Here is a 19,908-nt window from a genome sequence, read left to right on the forward strand (position 1 = left end):
TTACCCTAAGAGTATAAATTTAACAATTTAGTCACAGTCTATTATCCAGTCATTGAATCCGGAAAAATCACCGACTTTAACCAATGCAACTGCTCTGAATGAATGTCATCCGCCCCATACTGCATGCGCTGTAAAGCTGACATGGCCGTGTAAAATACAGATTTGTCTTTAGCTTTGTCGATTGCGTATTGTTGCCACTGCAATAACGTCAGGTTCTTAGGCCAGTGGTGGGCGTCGGCATAGGTTCGCATGGCGGTGCGTACCTCTATTAGAGAGTGGGCTTGTTCGAGTTGCCGCCGCGCTTTATCAATAAGTAAACGATATTCTTTGCGAGTTGATCTTGCATGTAACAACACCACAACAAATTTAAAAGAAAAAACCAAGAAAACACAGCCTAAGAGGATAGAACTGACAACCAGAGTTATAGAATTTAAAACAAATATGGTAACAGAATCCACCCTGGTTCCTGCCAATTCTCCGCTGGCGGCATCAAAATAGTTGAGATCGAGTTTTGGCAGTTGATAAAATCCCATGCCGTCACTAGAGAAATTCAACGTATAATGACGAGAGCCCTGTAAACCAAATATATCGAGTTGATTTTGCTCTCTAATGTTTGGCTCATATAAACGGATATCGGAACGTAAGCGCTCTTGCATATGGTTAAACAAGGGAGGTAACCACTGAGCGGGAACGCCAAAGGCAGTCAATTGTATTGACAATGACACGATTTCTTCAGGCTGATAAAAAAGCCTGTCCCCTAATTCGTAATTTGCATTCAATTTACCTTTTCGAATAACAGGAACCGAAGGATTTACGTACACAGGTAGTTTTTGCACACGCAGAACAACAGGTAATGGGTAAAACAGATATTCGTCCCGGCCGCCCTGTTGATACACCACAGGTGGTAATTTTAGTTCCATTTCCCCTTCTTCAAGTGGAAACAAAATTAAGCCTACGTCATGACGAATACTATTTTTGCCGTTGTAAACGGTTGGCTCTTTGGTATGGGCAATTTTGTGAAACACATAACCCGCTGAATTGGGCCTGTCCCATTTCAAGCTGATGTATTTATCCGAGCTTATGACTGAATAGCGTAAAACCAGTTGTTCTCTTTGCCAAAGTTGAATGTCTTTAGTATCCGGCTCCAGAAAAGTGATATTTGTAGGATTGGCAGTCTGTTCTATGTTCAACGTGTTGTAGTTAACAGAGGCCAGGTGGGCAACGCCTTGAGCATCAACCCAAACCAATTTCGGAACCGTCAGTTTACCAATACGATATGGATACAAACTCAGTTTCCACTTGTGAATCTGTTGAGTTCCATTTCGCAGCAATTCCTTTTCCAGTTCCAACACTCTGAAATGTTGCTGCAGAGGCTTTAGAAAATCCACGAACTCCGGCAAAGACAGGGTCGGGTCTGATGGGGCAGTTAGAGCAGGAAGAACTACTGTCATAGTCGTGCCAATGGGTTTACCCAACATGACTTGGTTCGTTGAAAAATCCAGCGTAATTTCATTTGCCACGCCGTTAACTTGCCACAGCATCATTAAGCAGGCCCACCATCGAATCACCATGGTCTCACCCCTTCAAGTACAACAGGTTTCTCCAATGGAGCTTGAAAATCTTGCTCAAGTTCAAACAGTCTCTTCCAAAGAGAGAAATCATGAGTGGTCTCGCTGTTTAGTATTCCCATTAATTGTTGCGTATCACTGATTCGAAAGTGCTGTTGGGTACTGTTTAAGTCCTTATTCTGTGCCGCCAGTTTCGCGTATTGAATACCTCTGTTCACCCAATTAGCGGGTAACACTGAGAGTTTTTGCACTTTTTTTTCCGGTGGAGGTTCAGTATCATCCAGCCGGATTCGACCTCGTGGTTCAGTTCCGTCGGCAACAGCCGCAGCCCGAGGGCCTCGTGACCCAAACAACATTTGCTGTTTTTCCATTTCACGTCGTACTTGTTTGAACAACTCGACAGCAAAACCCAGATTAATTCTTGCGCTTTTATCTTCCGGTCTGTATTTCAACACATCATTGTAAAGTCGTACGGATTCTTCATAGTTTCCAATACTGAAATAGCTGTTAGCAAGATTAAAAACCGCGTCGGCCCGTCTATTGCTGTCTTTTGCAGCCAAAACGGCACCGGAATAGTATCTTGCCGCTTGACTATAATTCTTCCTGATATAAGCGACGTTACCCAAGCCAAATAATCTGCTGTACCCGTCGAGCTTGGAAAATAGCTGCTCAGCGTTTTTGTAGTCTTTTGCAGCGTATGCTTTCCAGGCATGACGATAAGTAACCGTTACGTCCTCTGCATAACTGCTTGGTGTATAAAATACGTGACCCAAGCCAACTAATATCAATATGCCTAATAACTGCCCACTTTTTCCGGTACCATACTCATTACGTCGTCTGCTTTGGACACGACGGCTGACACCTAAGAAATAGAGAACTAAGGCAGGAACCAGCGCCCATGGATACAATTCTTTCCAAACGGTAATTTTTCCGGAGAGGCTGTCGTCGTCACCGGGATCCACCCACTGACGTAAGCTTGTGTGCATCCAATCTAAACGGGATTGATCCGGCTTACTGTAACTACCCTTGCCGATACCGGCTAACATTTTTAATGTCGATTCATTCAGTTGTGTCAGTACCGGTTCATGTTTATGGCTAAGCCAAGGCTCATCGATACCCGGAATGGCACTACCCTCTGATCGCCCTACCCCCCAAGTATGCAACACAATATCACTTCGATTGAACAGTAGCGTAATCCGATCTTCAGGAACGTCTTCACTGCTAAAATCTCCATCACTAAGCATTATCACATGTTTCGTTACTGCCGTTCTATTATGAAAACTGCTAATTGCCTGCTCTAGAGCAGGAATGACTCTTGAACCCTTGCTGGGCAGGACATTTACATCCATTTGCTGCAAGGCGAGTAACACGGCTTCTTTATCAGACGTTGGAGGTACGACTATATGAGCCTGAGCAGAAAAAACCACGAGCCCGTAGGCTATTCCAGCGCTGTTTTGTATAAAATCTTTGATCGCTATTTTCGCCCGCCCCACTCTGTTCGGACTTATATCAATAGCCCCCATAGAATGAGATACATCCAACACAAATACAAATTCTGACTGTATTACAGCACTTCCCTGGTATTGGTGATCTATTTGACGGGGGCCGGCCAAGGCGACGCAAAAAAAACACCACGATAGTGTTAGGATAGTATTTCTGAGGAGTATATTTCTGTTAATGAGTGACGCGGGGTATAGAATCCAGGGACGCAGCGATTTATCCGCAAATGTATCGTCATCCTGAGTCGAGAATTGCGACACCAACAGCGTCATGAAAGGCAATAAACATAATAACAACCACAACGGTTCTCGAAATGTCAGATTAACTACGCTATTAAGCATAAAATCCCCGCAGTAGTATCTGACATTGCGGTATTATCAGAAGTATCAGCAGTAGAGACAAGGGCCATTGATACAAAGGGTCTTTTACAAACTGTTGTTGTTCACCACCCGTATGTGTCTCTGCTTTTTGAATTTCCAGTATTGCTTCAGATAGCGAGTCGGCGTTTTTTGCCCACACAAAACGACCGCCCGTGGTTTTAGCCATGTTTTGCAAAAGTTCAAAATCGGCTGGTTGATACACAAGCGTGTTTAATTCTTTTTCCTCTGCCTCTAGTGTAGCTGCACCTATTGCTATGGTATGCAATGTTAAAGACTGTTGTTTCAGAAGTGTCGCCGCTGCAACCGGGTCTATATCAGTCACCGGTCGCCCAACGCCGGAGAGTAAAACCAAAATGGGTTTGGGAAGTGGTGACGTTGGGCTATTTTTCGGATAACTATGTTGCTGTAGCAGCAAATTTTGTTTCAAACTTTTCAGGGTTTGTAACAAGGCATTACCCGGGTCGCTCATACGTCCGGTAACTCCTACTTGAATTCGCTTAATCATAGCTTGAATCAATTGATGATCCTGGGTCAGTGGCACTAAAGGGCCGCTTTGTTCAGAAAACAAAACGATACTCATCCGGTTGCCTTTTAGGTTTTTTGCTAAGTGACTGAGTACGCCTTTAACCATGGACATTCTATCCACACGATTGCCATCGACAATATAATCCCGCAACAACATATTGACTTCCGTGTCCACAATAAATACTACATCACGAAACTCAGGCGGTGCCGGTAGTTGTTGTCCATTCCGGTAGGGATGAGCTAATGCAAGAAACCCCAACACAGTGACTCCGATCACAATGAATAGATTCTTTTTACCGGTATTTCTTATGTTGGAATCCGCTGCTTTCAATTGTCTGAGTTCCTCAAGGCGCGGATGAAAATAAACATAACGCCGTTCTAAGTTCAGTACAAATGGAGAAGCTATCAATAGCTTTTTAGAAATCCAGGCCAAAACAATAAGTACAACGACAAACGGCAAGATTAGCAACCATTGAGGATACATAAAGTAAATCGTACTCATGGTCTGGTTCTACGCTCGAAATTGATCATACTTTGTTGATGCCAAGCTAAAAACAGCCAATAGATGGCTTTGGCGATCAGTTTGCTATTATGTGCATTGCTCGTAATGGGGCCATAACTGAAAGCATATACCTGCTGCAGAAATACGCCCCAACCTTGGTTTCTTTGAAAGAGCGAATAATTTTGCAGATTATGACACTGCAATCCTCTGCGTAATTGTGAGCCAATAATTCTGGCCAGGTTTCGATTGTCTTTTCTCGAAAAAATCACCAGACATCTCAGACTTAACAAACGCAATATGGCTCGAAATTGCGTGTTATAAATCAGCACATAAACAAGTACCAGGAATAGGACGAGCGGAATGGACAGAACGGTATACTCCACCCCAATGTCTTCTATAGGGGGGCTGATAATATCAACCCATTGCGGTATAACGCCGGCGGCGTTTTCGTTAGCGTCCAGCATGGAATTATACCCGAAGAAACTGTCTCATAAAAACAGGCGGTCGTTGGTGAATATTTGTTGGAACTGAATACAACCATCGTCACAATGTTGCTTCAATACAGCAATCTTTTCCCGCATCATTTCATGATAACCGGTATAAAGCTCCTCATTGGAACAGTCCAATTCCAGCTCGCTGCTTTGAGGCTCACTGCGAAAACAATATATTCCCGATTTGGGTAAATGTAACTCAGCAGAATCCAACACCTGAATGATTGACAAACCGAATTTTTGTTTTAGTTGCAGCAGAAGTTCATTGTGCGATTCCGTATAGTCGCAAAAATCACTAATGATGATCAAATCGTTACCTCTGGGCAGCGTCGTTAAAGCATATTTAAATACATCCTCAATAGAAGCAGACACTTGGGAATGTGCCCGACTTGGTACGCTCTCGCTGGTACGATTTAATGCCATCATTAGGGGAGCCAGAGCGGATTCTTGCAGGCCGGGTGAAAAGCCATGAATACCTCCATCAAACAGAATACCGGCAACCGGTTTTTGCTGTTGTAACGATTGAAATAGAGAGTAAAAAGCAATGCTCACTGCTTGTTTTATCTTTAGTTGATGACGAGTGCCAAACCACATACCGGATCTGCGATCTACCATCACAGTGGAGACAGACCGTTTCTCTTCAATATACAGTTTGGTGTACATATCACCCGTTTTAGCGGCCGCCCGCCAATTAATCCGTCTTAAATCATCGCCAGGTTGATATAATCGCTGCTCGTCATAGTCCATTCCCGAGCCTTTTTTTATAGAATCATTATTTCCCAGGTATGGTAGGTCGCATTCTTTATGGTCCACAAACGGACCTGGATTCAATCGGGAATAGGTTTTTATGGAAAGTATTTCTTCAGGATCCAGCAGATAGGTTGAAATAGCATGTACGGCTAAGGACCTGCCGCCCAGTCGCTGTCCAGGGGAAAATAAGGATAACAGTTTATCCATTGTATTCATCAAGGCACGGGAACCTCAGCCAATATGCCTTGCAACAGTGCTTCCCTATCGATGTTATCCGCCTGTGCTTTAAAACCGGGAATGACACGATGCCGTAATACGTCCACCGCCACTTCCATAACATCGTCCGGCGTTACAAAATCTCGTCCGTTAATATAGGCCAAAGCACAGGCCGACCGGAGCAAGGCAATACTGGCTCTGGGAGAGGCACCGGTTTGTATATACCCGTCCCATTTTGGTATGAGACTGCCAATATTCCGGGTTGCGCTAACAAGAGATACTACATAGCGCTCCACGTCAGGTTCAGCATGTGTTTCAGCTGCCTCGCGACGTGCTTGCAGAACTAAAGCAGGAGATAAGGGGGTTTCTTCTTGTTTTTGATCGGTTCCGAAATGCGTATTTCGATCGCGTTGGAGTATGAGAAGCTCCTCGTCATACGAAGGGTAATCTATACAGACATGAAACAAAAATCGGTCCAGTTGCGCTTCCGGCAAAGGATATGTTCCCGCTTGTTCCAATGGATTTTGGGTTGCCAATACCATAAACAACTCCGGTAACACATGTGTTTTACCCCCAACGGTTACTTGACGTTCTTCCATGGCTTCCAGTAAGGCAGCTTGCACTTTGGGTGGCGCACGGTTTATTTCATCCGCCAGAATGATTTCATGAAATAACGGGCCGGGGTCAAAACGAAAATGGGTGGATTTGGGATCAAATACGTCACTACCGGTGATGTCCGATGGCATAAGATCCGGGGTGAACTGCACGCGTTGAAAACCCGCTGCCACGCCTGCCGCCAACGCTTTCACCGCGGTGGTTTTAGCCAGGCCGGGAGCACCCTCTAACAGTACGTGACCTCCTGTTAACAGGCCAAGCATTAAGCGATCCATAAGCCGAGTCTGGCCAACAATAGCTTGTTGCAAATGCTTGCGTAAGGAAAGAAATTCCGCCTGTGTTTGCATGAAAGCTCATCCGGTTGCTCAAACGATATTAAAGTATACCGGAAAGCAGCATAGCGTTAAAACAGATAAAACATGCCTTCATAAGTACAACAGTAAAAAGACCACGCACAAACTTAGGGTGCTGAAGGTTCTCCAAAGTAGGAACAGGCACTGTTTTAATTGAGTAAAATCCATCAGGGATGCTCCTTCTCGAAACTATTTTTTACACAGAGATTTACAACATAGCATCCCAACATGACAAAACCGGGATTGGATTATGATAATAAAATGACAAAGTAGTGATAGAATATGGCTCGAAGAATAAGCCGGTCCGGGGTGGACGTTCGGGTTCTATGATAACACAAACTCATAACGCCAGGGAGAGATTTAATAATTATTAAAACCGTTTATTATCCAGGAATATAAATGCCGGCGGCCCGTATGGCTCGAACAATTTGTGCTGTGGAATGCTCCAGGGTTTTTAAAGCGGATTCGTAGTCGCCTTTATCAGCAAGTTGTTGTGCCTCTTGTTTTAATTGTTCAGACATCTGCAACGGTTTTTCCATCAGTTTGACAAATTTGGGATCCTTGAGTTTTTCTGTTAATAAAATGTCCACTAAGACCCGATGCGTCTTATTTCTATTCACTTCATAGCGATACTCTTCTTCTACATTGGCGAAATGAAGTTCCCGCACCAAAGTTTCACCGTCACGCAGGCCTTTGATCGTTAGCTTTATCGACAAATAGGCTTTTTCTATAGTAGAAATGGCTTCATCCATGCGCCCTGATTTCACCAGATCCTGAGACTGTTTCAGGCTGTCCTTGGCGCGTTGTTCCACATCACGAGTGTGTTTTTGAGATTTCTTTTGAGTACTTACTTCATGTAAAGCACCAAGCAAGGCATTAACGCTTTTGTGTAGATGGTCGTATTTCCTTTGCTTCCCGTTTTTAACCACACCGTTACCCACCAAGCGTATCGCGGCAAAAAACTGTCGCTTGGCCTGAGTTAACTTTTCTTTGGCGGTATTGCTGTCACCCTTTTGATGTGCCGCTTTCGCCTGTTGCAACAAGTCCAGGGCTTTTTTCTGTTCTTCTTTAGCTTCTGCACTATGACTGGAATTGACTTTTTTTGCAGATACTGAGTCTACAAGCAAACGCTCAGTGGCTTCAATGGAGTTACCCAAATTGTCTGCTGCAACATTGGTTACGCCCACCAGTAACACAAGCAGAATAAAACCTTTTAAGCAATCATATGCCTGCATCCAGGCCGGTTTTTGCATCAGCGTTTCTTGTTAGGTTTTTTTGTCGATTTTTTTACGGCCTTTTTATTTACCGAATGACAACGTCGGCACTCGGTTACCGGAAATGCCACAGAACCGTGACACACCCCGCATTTTTGCCCCAGCATAATCTCCGCCATACTCATGGGATTAGCGCCTTTCTTTGGGATAAAAATATCGGTATGGCAGTTGGCACATTCCAATAATTGCGTGTGGGTTTTGTGCGGAAATGATACGTCCGGCATCGTACCTTTGACTTGCATTTCTATATGTAAGTCCATAGGTAGAGCTTGTTCGGATTCGTCCAAATGATTATATTTAGGTGTAAATTTTTTCTTATCCTGGGACTTTACCCAATCCACGGCATTCCCGGACCTGCCTTTGACTAAAGGTTTGAATGCATCTTTTGGCTCCTGCAACATGGATAATCCGGGGTTTTCCTTATCATGAATACCATCATTTTTCAGGCTGTCGATGTTTTTTCCGGGTGGCTTGAAAATTCGATTGAATTGGTTGGGGTCATCCGCAGCCCACGCAGTACTACAAAATAGTACACCCAAACCAATACCGTATGTGATTGCTAACGTCCGCTTCTTCATTGACATAGTCATACTCTTGTGTGGAGTTTTAGAGTTCTTTTCAGTTATTTTTTGGTTTTGTTTTCCAGCGGTGACATGAGTAACTCTAAAGTACTCTTATGCGCCTTCGTAGGAGTGCCGGGTTTGGCTGAGTGACACAAATCACAGTTTTCAGTCGCCCAGGCAATTTCGCCGTTATGGCACGCGCCGCATTGTTCGCCGTTCACGATATTCAGCATATTGATATCACTGCCGCCGGCTTTGAATTTGAAACCCAGATTGCTGTGGCAAGCTTTACATGCGTAGCGAATTCTATGAAACCAGTGTGGAAAAATCACCGGCCTGACTCCGGTTTGGTCTGAATAGTTATTGAGCACAATATCTCCGTACTCTGCATATGCCACATTTTGTGTAGAAGATGCGGCCATGACTACTAAACCGGCAAATAGCATAAAAAACAAACGAGCCTGCTTCATCTTGTTTCCTTTTATTGTGCAGTACACTGTCAAGAAAGATCAGCTTTGAAGTGGCATTTTCCTCTTTTGAACAAAAGAATCAAGCACAGCAGCACAACAAGATACCTCAAGTTTGCTCTACGTCAATTACTCTGCGGAACAATTTGCCAAACGGTATTAAATGCGTTCTTATTTTCAGGCCACATAATTAACCCACGCTTTACATTGTTTTTACAGATGGCAGAAAAAAACCTCTAATATTTTTTGTTTCGTGGACGAAAAGCAATTCAGCAGCAGCAATAAATTCAGGTAGAAGCAGTAATGAATTCGAGTCACTTAGAAGTGGATGAGCAACACCACCACTTAATCAGTATGCTAGATGGGGTAAAATACGCCATTGAAGAACATATCTCTGCCAGTGAACTGGAGCAGTTAACTGCAACACTTCAGGATTTGTTTATAACTCATTTTTCCGCGGAAGAGCGTGTTTATGCGCACCACCACTATCCCGACAGTGCCGCATTGAAACGGGATCACAAGAGCATTCTCAATGACCTTGCACGTTTGAAATCCTCCTTGTCCTGTAGCAGTTGGCAGGCTGCACTGGAATTATTGGATACCATTAAATTTACATTTTTGTCCCATGTTACAGAATTTGATGATCGCTTCGCACCCGATATATACGGTTGATACATAAACGATTAATTAACCCCTATTACTACTGAGGGATTCTTCCTCACCTTTCAAGCCCCCTGCCGCCATTCACTTCGCTTATTACCGTCAGGATTTTATCTCGGCTTGTATATTATTTAATCATATATACATAATATTTAAGTGGATAATCTTCCACGATACAATTATTCTGAAACCACGTCCTATAAACGTCAGCATTTGGGGGTAAGCAATGGACGAACGTTTCGTCAGTATATTAATGGTCAAGTGTAATGAAACAGCGTTAGACGCGGCAAAAAATATTTGTCGCCATTCCCGCCAAAAAGGTGTGGATTTCGCCACCATCACACAGCAGTTTCAATCTCTACTTCCTAAGGTTAAGTTTAAACCGGTTTACAATTGGGTCGAAGCCGAACAGGTGATTGCCAAGGCATATTACGTCATTCAATTAAAGTTGCTTGCCCGTAAATATTTTTTGGAAAAGGAATTGGATGCGATGTTTTCCTAAAAAAGCCTCCTCCTTAAGCAATGCGCGAGGAGGACGGATAAAGAAACCTACAACGCTTCCCGGTTTAATTTACTTATTTACACCCAGTCTCTATTGAGTCCTGGTTACTTCTACGGCTGGATCATCTGGAACGGCCATAGGGTGTTATGGCGGTTTTCGCATACATCATTCACGGGTGCAGAGCAGATTCTGCATCCGGTCATATAATCGCAATCCGCGACCATACCGGCACCCGTATCTCTAGCAAGCAGATGAAAGCTTGCCATCATGGGCCCAATCGATATCCAGCTTGGGGTCAACTCAAACTAACCAAGAAATACCTGTTTGCGACCGTGACACTCATAACTCTGTACCAAGTAATTGGCTGTGACGGTGGAATGTCAAAGTTGTGTAAAATCTCTACTCATGTAGTGTGAATGTAAGGTGAGAATGATTTATTCTATTTACTGTAGCCTCAATTGTATAAGTTTAATGGATATAAGACAGTGGTTTGTACTAGCTTTTTGTGCGTCAACTGCACTTGGATGTAGCGATAAAGACGCCTCCATCAATATTACCCATCACGCTCAACAAAACGACGACAAACCGGTATTTTATTTCGGATTCGATCTACGCTCCGCACCTCAGGAAGACGCCAAACAATACATTCCTTTTCTGAAGTACCTGAACAAAACCACCGAGCACCGTTTTGAACTACGGTTTACCGGAAAGGGAAAAAACATTGTGGACCAATTGGGTAAGGGTGAACACCATTTTGCCGCTCTCGGCGCCACTAGTTATATTCTTGCCAGAGAAAAATATGATGTAAGGGCCATCGTACGCGGAAAGAACTCACAAAACAAAGCAGAATATCGCTCTTATCTGGTGGTTAAATCAGATAGTCCGATTACTCAGTTAAAAGACATCATTGGTAAACGCTTTGCGTTTGGAAGTGAAACCTCAACACAGGGACATTTGATTCCTAGAATCATTTTACAACAGCAGGAAATTAAACTAAGCCAACTGTCGGGATACGATTACTACGGTTCACATTTGAAATGTGTTGAAGCCGTTATTTCAAACAAAGCAGATGTCTGTGGTATGCAGGATACCATGGCAGAAGAACTGAGTAAAAAGGGTTATGTTCGCATTATTTACAAATCGGATTACTTTCCTTCAAGTGGTATTGCAGCCAATGGCAAAGTACCTGAAGAAGTTATACAGCGGGTCAAAACTTCCTTGCTGCAATTTGACCCCACCGGCAGAGAAAAACCGGATTTGTATAATTGGCACAAAACCGAGATGCCCTTGGGGTTCGTTGCGGCCAATGAGTCTGACTATGATAGTTTACGAGATTGGATGAAGATGTTAAGTTTTCTGAAGGGTATCTAGATGTTTAAGCTGTTACAAAAAAAAGACTCACTCTCTAAAAAAGTTATAGCAATACTTTTTGTCAACGGTCTGCTCATCGCATTATTCAGCGTAGTCATTATTCATTACAACTTACGTCAACAGTTCCAGCCATACGATATTCAATGGGTTAAAACGTTCAGCACCACCATGGCAGAGACTCTGAGTGAGTATACGATTAGTGGTGAAAAAATACGTACACAAAACATACTTACCAATATCGTTACACAAAACAAAAATGTCAGTTACGCGTATATTGTCGATTTCAACGGAGAGATTTTTACCCATACTTTTTCAGGTGCATTCCCATCGGCCTTTCGACCCGTTATCGACAAAATCAGCACCGAAGAATTATCTATTTCGCAGGTCAATCTCAATCAACAGTTGATTCAGGATGTGGCTTACCCTTTGATCAAGGGTTTACCCGCAAGTATACACCTGGGACTTAATCAGAATAGCATTGATGCACTATACACTAAAATATACGAGGGGCAATTGATCATATTTTTGATTTCTTGCCTGATAGCATTTGTGTTGGCTTTTGTATTTACTGACAAGATATTAAAACCGCTTTTAGTGCTAGTGCATTATATGAGTGAGTATGCCAAGGGAAATAGAAAAGACACTGTTCCAAGTAGCAATAAAGGCGAACTGAAACAAGCCATAGAAGCGTTCAATAATGTAGTGGAATCTCGTAATCACATAGAGCTCCAACTGGAGCAACATCGTTCCCAGTTAGAAGAAATCGTAAACCAACGTACCTTTGAGTTACAATCCGCATTAGAAGCGGCAGAAAAAGCCAGCAGGGCGAAAACCGATTTTCTCTCCCGAATGAGCCACGAATTACGCACTCCCATGAATGCAATTCTAGGGTTTAGTCAGCTTTTGGCCGGCGGCTACGGTGGAAGTCTCTCTGAAGAACAAGAAGATTACCTTAAAGATATCAACAATGCCGGGAATCATTTATTGAATCTCATCAATGAAGTATTAGAACTATCTCGCATAGAATCCGGGAAAATCCAGATATCCATCGAAACAGTTACTATACATCAACTCATTCGCGAAACCTGTGATTTAGTACAGCCGCTTATGGATTCCCGCGAACTCAGCCTGGGAATAGACTGCCCTGCCACATTAGCTGTTAAGGCCGACCGAGTACGTTTAAAACAATCCCTGCTGAATCTGCTATCCAACGCAATCAAGTACAACAAAGTTGGAGGACAGGTTCTTGTAAAGTCGGAGGAACTAACCACTATGGTTCGATTAACAGTAAGCGATACCGGGCACGGCATTGCCGAAGATAATCTACATAAACTATTTTTGCCCTTTGAACGTTTAAACGCAGAAGGAACCGATATCGAAGGTACCGGCATTGGCTTGGCTTTAACTCAACGCTTCGTGAATCTTATGGGGGGAAACATCAGCGTGGAAAGTCAATTGGGTTCAGGAAGTCACTTCCACATTGAATTACCCAAAGATTGTAATGCGGTTTTGGAAAATATAGATATAGATGTTGAAAAACCTTTTAACGATAAAGGCTTAACCATTCTGTATGTCGAAGACAATCCAACAAATTTACGTTTAGTCAAAAAAGTACTAAGTAAAATTTCCGGAACGAATTTTATATCCGCTCATACTGCCGAACTTGGTCTGCAACTGGCAATCGCCCATAAACCCAAGCTTATCCTCTCGGATATTAATTTACCCGGATGGGATGGATATGAGTTGCTACACAGACTGCAACATACCCCGGAGTTGGCTCGTATTCCGGTAATTGCCATCAGCGCCAACGCCATGCCGTATGATATAAAAAAAGGACTGGATGCCGGATTCAAAGAATATTTGCCTAAACCTATCAATATTCAGAGATTGGAACAACTGGTGCTGCAATATGTTCCAGATACCGCCTCTATTCGAATCGACGATAATCGTCCTTCCTTACATTAGGTCCCTCTATTTATATATGGTAATGACACGACTCCTTGACGGGGTGTCTATCCAGGTAAGTTTGGGTTTATTTGCGATACTATCAAGGAAAAGATGGTGCCCGGGGCCGGAGTCGACAATTCTGTCTGGAACAGAATTGGACGCACGCAGTGCGCCCGAAGGGTGCAAACCAGGGATGGTTTGCATCCACCGGCACGAATCCGTGACGGTTCGTTTTTCCAAGTAAGACTAAGTTGGGTTTGTGTTCGGTCTATAAGGGGAAAGATGGTGCCCGGGGCCGGAGTCGACAATTCTGTCTGGAACAGAATTGGACGCACGCAGTGCGCCCGAAGGGTTCAAACCAGGGATGGTTTGCATCCACCGGCACGAATCCGTGACGGTTCGTCTTTCCAGGTAAGACTAAGTTGGGTTTGTGTTCGGTCTATAAGGGGAAAGATGGTGCCCGGGGCCGGAGTCGACAATTCTGTCTGGAACAGAATTGGACGCACGCAGTGCGCCCGAAGGGTGCAAACCAGGGATGGTTTGCATCCACCGGCACGAATCCGTGACGGTTCGTCTTTCCAGGTAAGACTAAGTTGGGTTTGTGTTCGGTCTATAAGGGGAAAGATGGTGCCCGGGGCCGGAGTCGAACCGGCACGGATTATTCATCCGAGGGATTTTAAGTCCCTTGCGTCTACCAATTTCGCCACCCGGGCTACGAAGGAGTGGCATTATAACCACTTTGATTTTATTTTGGAAATGGGGAATTTTGCAAAAGCTTCACTGACGCCCGTGTGAACCACAAAACCAAACCAAGTCGCCGGTATTTTCCACAGGGGGTAACAGGGTGGGAAGAATTTGGAGGCCGGTGGCGGAGTCGAACCGCCCTCCAAGGATTTGCAATCCTCTGCCTAACCGCTTGGCTAACCGGCCGTAGTAACAAAATCCTGACTTTGCAGGCCGCTGCATAGTCACTCGGCCGTTATAGGTCGTCGGACAGGGATATGGTAAGTCCCAACTGCTGCATTCCGCTTTAACCGCTTGAATGAGCAAGGAAAATTGGAGCGGGAAACGAGACTCGAACTCGCGACCCCAACCTTGGCAAGGTTGTGCTCTACCAACTGAGCTATTCCCGCTGCGTTCCAAGGCCACGTATTCTACTGGTAAGGACTTGGCTGTCAAGCTAATTTTACATCGATTTTACTTTTACTTGCTCAGGACGGGCCAGGATGCTTTTAAATAGATAAACATGGACCAAATGGTCAGAATTGCCGATAAATAAATGAGCACCAAACCGGTCATGGTAATGGGCATACCATAAATTGGTTGAGCATATAGCAAAAATGGGATGGCGAACATTTGCGCCATGGTCTTCACCTTGCCGATAATGGACACTGCCACATGGGCGCGATGGCCCAGCTCAGCCATCCATTCCCTTAAGGCGGATATGACTATTTCCCTGCCGATGATGACGCCGGCGGGAATGGCCATAACATATCCGGGGTAATGAGTGGGATTTCGGTCCACCAGCAAAACCAACGCACAGGTAACCATGAGTTTGTCCGCCACCGGGTCCAGAAAAGCGCCGAAAGCTGAAGTTTGCTGCCATTTACGCGCTAAATATCCATCAAGCCAATCCGTAATGGCTGCAACGCAAAAAATGACAGTGACGATCAGGTTGGACCACCACACGGGTATGTAAAACACCACTACGAAAACCGGTATGGCGACAATGCGCAACAGAGTCAGAAAAATAGGTATGTTGAAATGCATAGTTGTTGTTATCTTCCTTTATCCCTCAGGGTGTAGGGTATCATATACTCGCTGTGCCAACTCAGTACTTATACCCTGAATTTTAGCAATATCTTCCACGCCCGCCCGTTTGAGTTCCTGGATACCGCCAAACTGCTTCAGTAACTTCTGGCTGCGTTTTGGACCCAGGCCGGGAATATCGGCCAACACTGACCGGGAGCGGGTTTTCGCCCGCCGCTGCTGGTGCGAAGTGACCGCAAACCGGTGTGCCTCATCCCTGACTTGTTGAATCAAATGCAGGGCTGGGGAATGGGCAGCTAAATGCACCGCCTGTTCACGACCACTGATAAACAGGGTTTCCAAACCAGGTTTGCGTTTTTCTCCCTTGGCAATGCCGATGAGAATTACATCCTCGATTTGCAGTTCTTCCAACACTTTTTCCGCTTCCCCCAACTGGCCTTTGCCGCCGTCAATAAACAAAATATCGGGAATCTTACCCTCCCCCTTCTTCAAGCGGGTATAACGCCGGGTCAGGGCCTGACGCATCGCTGCATAATCATCCCCGGGCGTAATCCCTTCAATGTTAAAACGACGATAATCGGATTTACCGGCACCATTGCTGTCCAATACCACACAGGATGCCACAGTGGCCTCTCCCGAGGTATGGCTGATGTCAAAGCATTCCAAACGTTGCGGCAGGTTTTCCAGCTGTAGAGCGTCCTGTAGCGCCTCAAACCGCTTGAGCAAATTGGTTTTACTGGAGAGTTGAAAATCCAGTGACACCAGGGCATTGGATTCGGCCATTTGCAGCCAGCGGGCCCTCTCTCCTTTAATGCGGCATTTGATTTCCACTTTGTGACCGGCGTTTTCGCTCAACCCCTGCGCCAACAAGCCCCGGTCAGGAAAATCCACATTACTGAGTAATAACGGCGGAATAAACCCCCCTCGCTGTGGTGAGAGGTAAAACTGCGGTATAAAAGCATTAAGCACCTGCTCCGCCGACTCGTCTTTGGCCTGCTTGGGAAAGTAGGATTTGTTGCCCAGATTGAGTCCCGAGCGCACAAAAAACACTTGCACACAGGCTAAGCCGTTTTTGATCACTACGGCCAGAATATCCATATCCCCGGCTTTGCTGCTCACTCGTTGAGTGTCCTGAATACGACGCAAATTGGCAATTTGATCGCGGTAATAGGCGGCTTTCTCAAAATTCAAGGCTTCGGAGCAGGTCTCCATTTGCTGTACCAGTTCATCAACCAATTGGGTGCTTTTGCCCTGCAGGAACATACGCGCGTGACGCACATCCTCGGCGTAAGGCGCTTTATCTACCAGACCGACGCAAGGTGCCGCGCAGCGTTTGATTTGGTATTGCAAACAAGCACGGGTACGGTTGCGGTAAAAGCTGTTTTCACATTGGCGTACCAGAAAAATCTTTTGTAGCAGATTAAGCGTCTCTCGCACCGCGCCCGCACTGGGGTAAGGACCGAAATACTCGCCCTTGCCTTTCTTGGCACCCCGATGAAAAGCCAAACGGGGAAAATCCTCATGGGAGGTCAAATAGATATAGGGATAGCTTTTGTCATCTCGCAACAGGATGTTGTAGCGGGGTTTGAGCTGTTTGATAAGGTTGTTTTCAAGCAGCAGGGCTTCCACTTCATTGGCCGTGGTGGTGATCTGAATATCGGCAATTTGTGCCACCATGGATCGGGTTTTGGCATTGCCCTCATGACTTTTAAAATAGCTGGCTACTCTTTTTTTTAAATCCCGGGCTTTTCCCACATAGATCACCTCCCCGGCGGGGTTGAGCATACGGTAAACCCCAGGCTTGTGGGTGAGTTGCTTTAAAAAGGCTTTGGAATCAAAAGAGCCGGCTTGGAACATGGCCTATACGCTGACAGCCTCGATTCTCTCCCGTGCCAGGGCAAATACCTGATGAAACATGGCCTCAGTGAGTCGGCGTGTTTGAGTGTTGTAACGACTACAGTGGTATGAATCGATGATCCAGGGGCCGGCTTCCGGTTGGTGTACTCGAGCGTGGCCAAAAGGATAATCCTTGGCTTTGAGGTTCAGTGCCTTGATGATGGCGCTATGAGCGACGCTGCCTAAAGCGAGCAGCCCTGCCTGTTGGGGTAATGAGGCGATTTCGGCCTGCAGAAATGTGTTACAGGTAGTGACTTCCCCGCCAGTGGGTTTATTCTGCGGTGGCAGACATTTAACCGCGTTGGTTATCCGGCAATGCTTAAGCTTTAATCCATCGTTCAAGGATTCTGATATGGATTTGCTGGAAAACCCATATTTGAATAGGGTTTCGTATAAAAGTACACCGGCGTAATCACCGGTAAAAGGCCGACCTGTTGCGTTGGCGCCATGCATACCCGGAGCCAGTCCCACAATGAGCAATTTGGGGGTTTTCACCCCAAAAGGCTCTACCGGGCGGGCGTGATAGTCGGGATATTCCCGCCCCACCTCATCCAGGAATTGACTCAATCTGGGACAGCGGCGGCAATTCAGGTCAAATAATGGATTTTTACTCATTAGAAAAAATTATCCCTGTTTAAACAAAACCAGTGCATGGCAAGCTTGTGTAATTATCCTGGTTGAGCGATCATATATTAATAGTTCCTTATAAACCAATGCGGTTATATCCTTTTGGCTCTATAACATCACAAAAAATAATTATTTGATTTATAAGTTGTAATTATTGCATTAAATATATTCAAGGTATTGACGATAAATAAGCTAGAACCTATACTTGACTAAGTTGGTTGGTTAATTGTAACGAAATTGCCGAATTAATGTATTTCAAAGGCTATTAATTTCGTATATGAACCAGTATTATTCCGACATTCTATACTAAGTCAGTAAAGCATTATACGCATTCAAGTTAGATCGGAGATTCTAAACAATGGCATACAGCGACAAAGTTCTCGACCACTATGAGAATCCTCGGAACGTTGGCAGTTTCGAGAAAGGAGACCCCACTGTAGGAACAGGAATGGTCGGAGCCCCCGCATGCGGTGATGTGATGCGTTTACAGATCAAAGTGGGTGAAAACGGTATTATCGAAGATGCCAAGTTCAAGACCTACGGTTGCGGTTCAGCCATCGCATCCAGTTCCCTGTTGACCGAATGGGTACGGGGAAAGACCTTGGATGAAGCCCGAGCCATTAAAAACACCGACATCGCTGAAGAGCTGGCACTGCCGCCGGTTAAAATCCACTGCTCGGTTTTGGCCGAAGACGCGATCAAAGCTGCCATTGAAGATTACCAAAGCCATCAGGTAGCCAAAGACGAGACCCGCAAAGCGAACGCTTAAATCTGATTTAAAACACTATCAAAAAAAGTGCCCTCCCAGTGAGGGCATTTTTTTGCCTTGCTGAGGCGATGTAGAACCCTTCCACCAACGTTCAAACCTGAAAATGAGACACTAAGCCCGGAAAAATTCTGGTCAAGTACTACAATTTTATTGGATAATGAATTTTTTCAATCGTTTGGGTCGGTTCATGTTTGCCAGTTTGATGCCACACACAAAATGCGAAATGGGCAACTTTCGCTCGATCGTCTTGCTGGTTTTGCTAGTTATGGGGTTGAGTGCTTGCGAAGGCCTGTTTGGCGATATTGATCAAAACAAGGGACGCTTTAACCGCAGCACGGACTATTTGGTTTTATATGGCGATGGCGACTGGGTCGAATACTCCGTAGAAGTTTTTGATAACAACACCCCCACCGCTCCCTCCTTGCTGGGCACTTTGAGGGTGGCATGGCATAACGATACGATCAAACAACCCGAATTTGCCGGTGGGCAAAACATTAGCGTTTTGCGCGAAGTGAGCACTCTGGATGTGGAAGGCAGTGTCCATACCCGTGTGCGCTATATCACCCAAAATAACGATGACCTCGCTCTGCCCAATGCACAAACGGGGACGGTATCAGTCCACGCTTACCAGGACCCCACTAACACCGATATTAATACCCTTAATCGTACCTATTATTGGGTAAGCACCAGCGCGGATCCGAGTACGATCAACAGTCAGGTAAGCTTGATCTCCCCAATGAATCAAATTGAAACCAGTGATAATCATATTGGTGATTTCAATCTATTTGCAGCTTGTGACGGCAACGGTAAAACAGTTTGCGGCAATATGAGTCAGACCGTATCCCATACCCAGTTCTTTTCCGGCGTCTCATTGGATCAAGTGGAAACCGAATTGGGCATTTTTCAACAACTCTCCAAAATCGTCTACAATTTTTCCGAATCCGGAATTAATGCCGGTATCGTACCACCGACACTCGCCAATATATGGGAATTCTGTGATCCGTCCTTAACAAATTTTCCGGCGCTTAACGGCATAACCGCGTGGTATCACCCACTCATCGGCATGATAAAAACGGAAGGGGTGTGTCAAAGTACGACCAGTAACATGAGGTTTAGAGCGGTGGTTCGAGCGACGAATCTGACCTTGCCGGACGTGATTTAG

At 45.0% G+C, this 19,908-nt stretch carries 18 protein-coding genes and 3 tRNA genes; 6 read left to right on the forward strand and 15 right to left on the reverse strand.

Annotation, left to right across the window (positions count from 1 at the left end; all coding sequences use genetic code 11):
• Positions 1-41 precede the first annotated feature (41 nt).
• From OEY58_05675 to OEY58_05715, 9 genes are all read right to left on the reverse strand, one after another.
• The gene (locus tag OEY58_05675; protein ID MDH5324935.1) at positions 42-1,571 is read right to left on the reverse strand and encodes a hypothetical protein; all 1,530 of its coding nucleotides are present in this window, start codon (positions 1,569-1,571) and stop codon (positions 42-44) included.
• Positions 1,565-3,409 carry a VWA domain-containing protein gene (locus OEY58_05680; GenBank protein ID MDH5324936.1) on the reverse strand — a complete coding sequence of 615 codons (1,845 nt, stop codon included), beginning with the start codon at positions 3,407-3,409 and terminating at the stop codon, positions 1,565-1,567. The genes OEY58_05675 and OEY58_05680 overlap by 7 nt, the downstream gene beginning before the upstream one ends.
• Positions 3,402-4,475, reverse strand: coding sequence for a VWA domain-containing protein (locus tag OEY58_05685; protein ID MDH5324937.1), 1,074 nt, complete (start codon positions 4,473-4,475; stop codon positions 3,402-3,404). The genes OEY58_05680 and OEY58_05685 overlap by 8 nt, the downstream gene beginning before the upstream one ends.
• Positions 4,472-4,939, reverse strand: a complete 468-nt coding sequence (locus OEY58_05690) for a hypothetical protein (GenBank protein MDH5324938.1) — start codon at positions 4,937-4,939, stop codon at positions 4,472-4,474. Before OEY58_05690 ends, OEY58_05685 begins: the two co-directional genes overlap by 4 nt.
• Positions 4,940-4,963: 24 nt before the next feature.
• Positions 4,964-5,923, reverse strand: coding sequence for a DUF58 domain-containing protein (locus OEY58_05695; protein ID MDH5324939.1), 960 nt, complete (start codon positions 5,921-5,923; stop codon positions 4,964-4,966).
• Between the two features lie 8 nt (positions 5,924-5,931).
• The gene (locus OEY58_05700; GenBank protein ID MDH5324940.1) at positions 5,932-6,894 is read right to left on the reverse strand and encodes a MoxR family ATPase; all 963 of its coding nucleotides are present in this window, start codon (positions 6,892-6,894) and stop codon (positions 5,932-5,934) included.
• Between the two features lie 389 nt (positions 6,895-7,283).
• Positions 7,284-8,153, reverse strand: a complete 870-nt coding sequence (locus OEY58_05705; protein ID MDH5324941.1) for a hypothetical protein — start codon at positions 8,151-8,153, stop codon at positions 7,284-7,286.
• The gene (locus OEY58_05710; protein ID MDH5324942.1) at positions 8,153-8,758 is read right to left on the reverse strand and encodes a multiheme c-type cytochrome; all 606 of its coding nucleotides are present in this window, start codon (positions 8,756-8,758) and stop codon (positions 8,153-8,155) included. Before OEY58_05710 ends, OEY58_05705 begins: the two co-directional genes overlap by 1 nt.
• Before the next feature lie 38 nt (positions 8,759-8,796).
• Positions 8,797-9,207, reverse strand: a complete 411-nt coding sequence (locus OEY58_05715) for a hypothetical protein (protein ID MDH5324943.1) — start codon at positions 9,205-9,207, stop codon at positions 8,797-8,799.
• A 300-nt stretch (positions 9,208-9,507) separates the two neighbouring features.
• On the opposite strand from OEY58_05715, the gene OEY58_05720 reads away from it, so the two are divergent.
• The 4 genes from OEY58_05720 (at position 9,508) to OEY58_05735 (ending at position 13,702) form a co-directional block, all read left to right on the forward strand.
• Positions 9,508-9,876 (forward strand): hemerythrin family protein, encoded by a 369-nt coding sequence (locus OEY58_05720; GenBank protein ID MDH5324944.1) that lies wholly within the window; start codon positions 9,508-9,510, stop codon positions 9,874-9,876.
• 214 nt (positions 9,877-10,090) lie between these two features.
• Positions 10,091-10,366, forward strand: a complete 276-nt coding sequence (locus tag OEY58_05725; protein MDH5324945.1) for a hypothetical protein — start codon at positions 10,091-10,093, stop codon at positions 10,364-10,366.
• 471 nt (positions 10,367-10,837) lie between these two features.
• Positions 10,838-11,737: a phosphate/phosphite/phosphonate ABC transporter substrate-binding protein gene (gene phnD / locus OEY58_05730; GenBank protein MDH5324946.1), complete on the forward strand. Its 900-nt coding sequence runs from the start codon at positions 10,838-10,840 to the stop codon at positions 11,735-11,737.
• Positions 11,738-13,702, forward strand: a complete 1,965-nt coding sequence (locus OEY58_05735; GenBank protein ID MDH5324947.1) for an ATP-binding protein — start codon at positions 11,738-11,740, stop codon at positions 13,700-13,702.
• Positions 13,703-14,309: 607 nt separating this feature from the next.
• Here the strand turns inward: OEY58_05735 and OEY58_05740 are convergent.
• From OEY58_05740 to OEY58_05765, 6 genes are all read right to left on the reverse strand, one after another.
• Positions 14,310-14,397: transfer RNA gene (locus OEY58_05740), tRNA-Leu, on the reverse strand.
• Between the two features lie 143 nt (positions 14,398-14,540).
• Positions 14,541-14,614 (reverse strand) — tRNA-Cys (locus OEY58_05745).
• Between the two features lie 127 nt (positions 14,615-14,741).
• Positions 14,742-14,817: transfer RNA gene (locus OEY58_05750), tRNA-Gly, on the reverse strand.
• 70 nt (positions 14,818-14,887) lie between these two features.
• On the reverse strand, positions 14,888-15,454 hold the full coding sequence (pgsA, locus tag OEY58_05755) for a CDP-diacylglycerol--glycerol-3-phosphate 3-phosphatidyltransferase (GenBank protein MDH5324948.1): 567 nt from the start codon (positions 15,452-15,454) through the stop codon (positions 14,888-14,890).
• 18 nt (positions 15,455-15,472) lie between these two features.
• Positions 15,473-17,311 carry an excinuclease ABC subunit UvrC gene (gene uvrC, locus OEY58_05760; protein MDH5324949.1) on the reverse strand — a complete coding sequence of 613 codons (1,839 nt, stop codon included), beginning with the start codon at positions 17,309-17,311 and terminating at the stop codon, positions 15,473-15,475.
• 3 nt (positions 17,312-17,314) lie between these two features.
• Entirely contained in the window at positions 17,315-17,965 is a 651-nt protein-coding gene (locus tag OEY58_05765) for a uracil-DNA glycosylase (GenBank protein ID MDH5324950.1), read from the reverse strand.
• A gap of 370 nt (positions 17,966-18,335) precedes the next feature.
• Here OEY58_05765 and iscU point away from each other — a divergent pair, with 370 nt between their 5' ends.
• Both iscU and OEY58_05775 read left to right on the forward strand, forming a co-directional pair.
• Positions 18,336-18,746: a Fe-S cluster assembly scaffold IscU gene (iscU, locus tag OEY58_05770; protein ID MDH5324951.1), complete on the forward strand. Its 411-nt coding sequence runs from the start codon at positions 18,336-18,338 to the stop codon at positions 18,744-18,746.
• 265 nt (positions 18,747-19,011) lie between these two features.
• Positions 19,012-19,908 (forward strand): hypothetical protein, encoded by an 897-nt coding sequence (locus OEY58_05775; protein ID MDH5324952.1) that lies wholly within the window; start codon positions 19,012-19,014, stop codon positions 19,906-19,908.

The sequence above is a fragment of the Gammaproteobacteria bacterium genome (assembly GCA_029882975.1).
Classification (GTDB): Bacteria; Pseudomonadota; Gammaproteobacteria; order SZUA-152; family SZUA-152; genus JAJDNG01.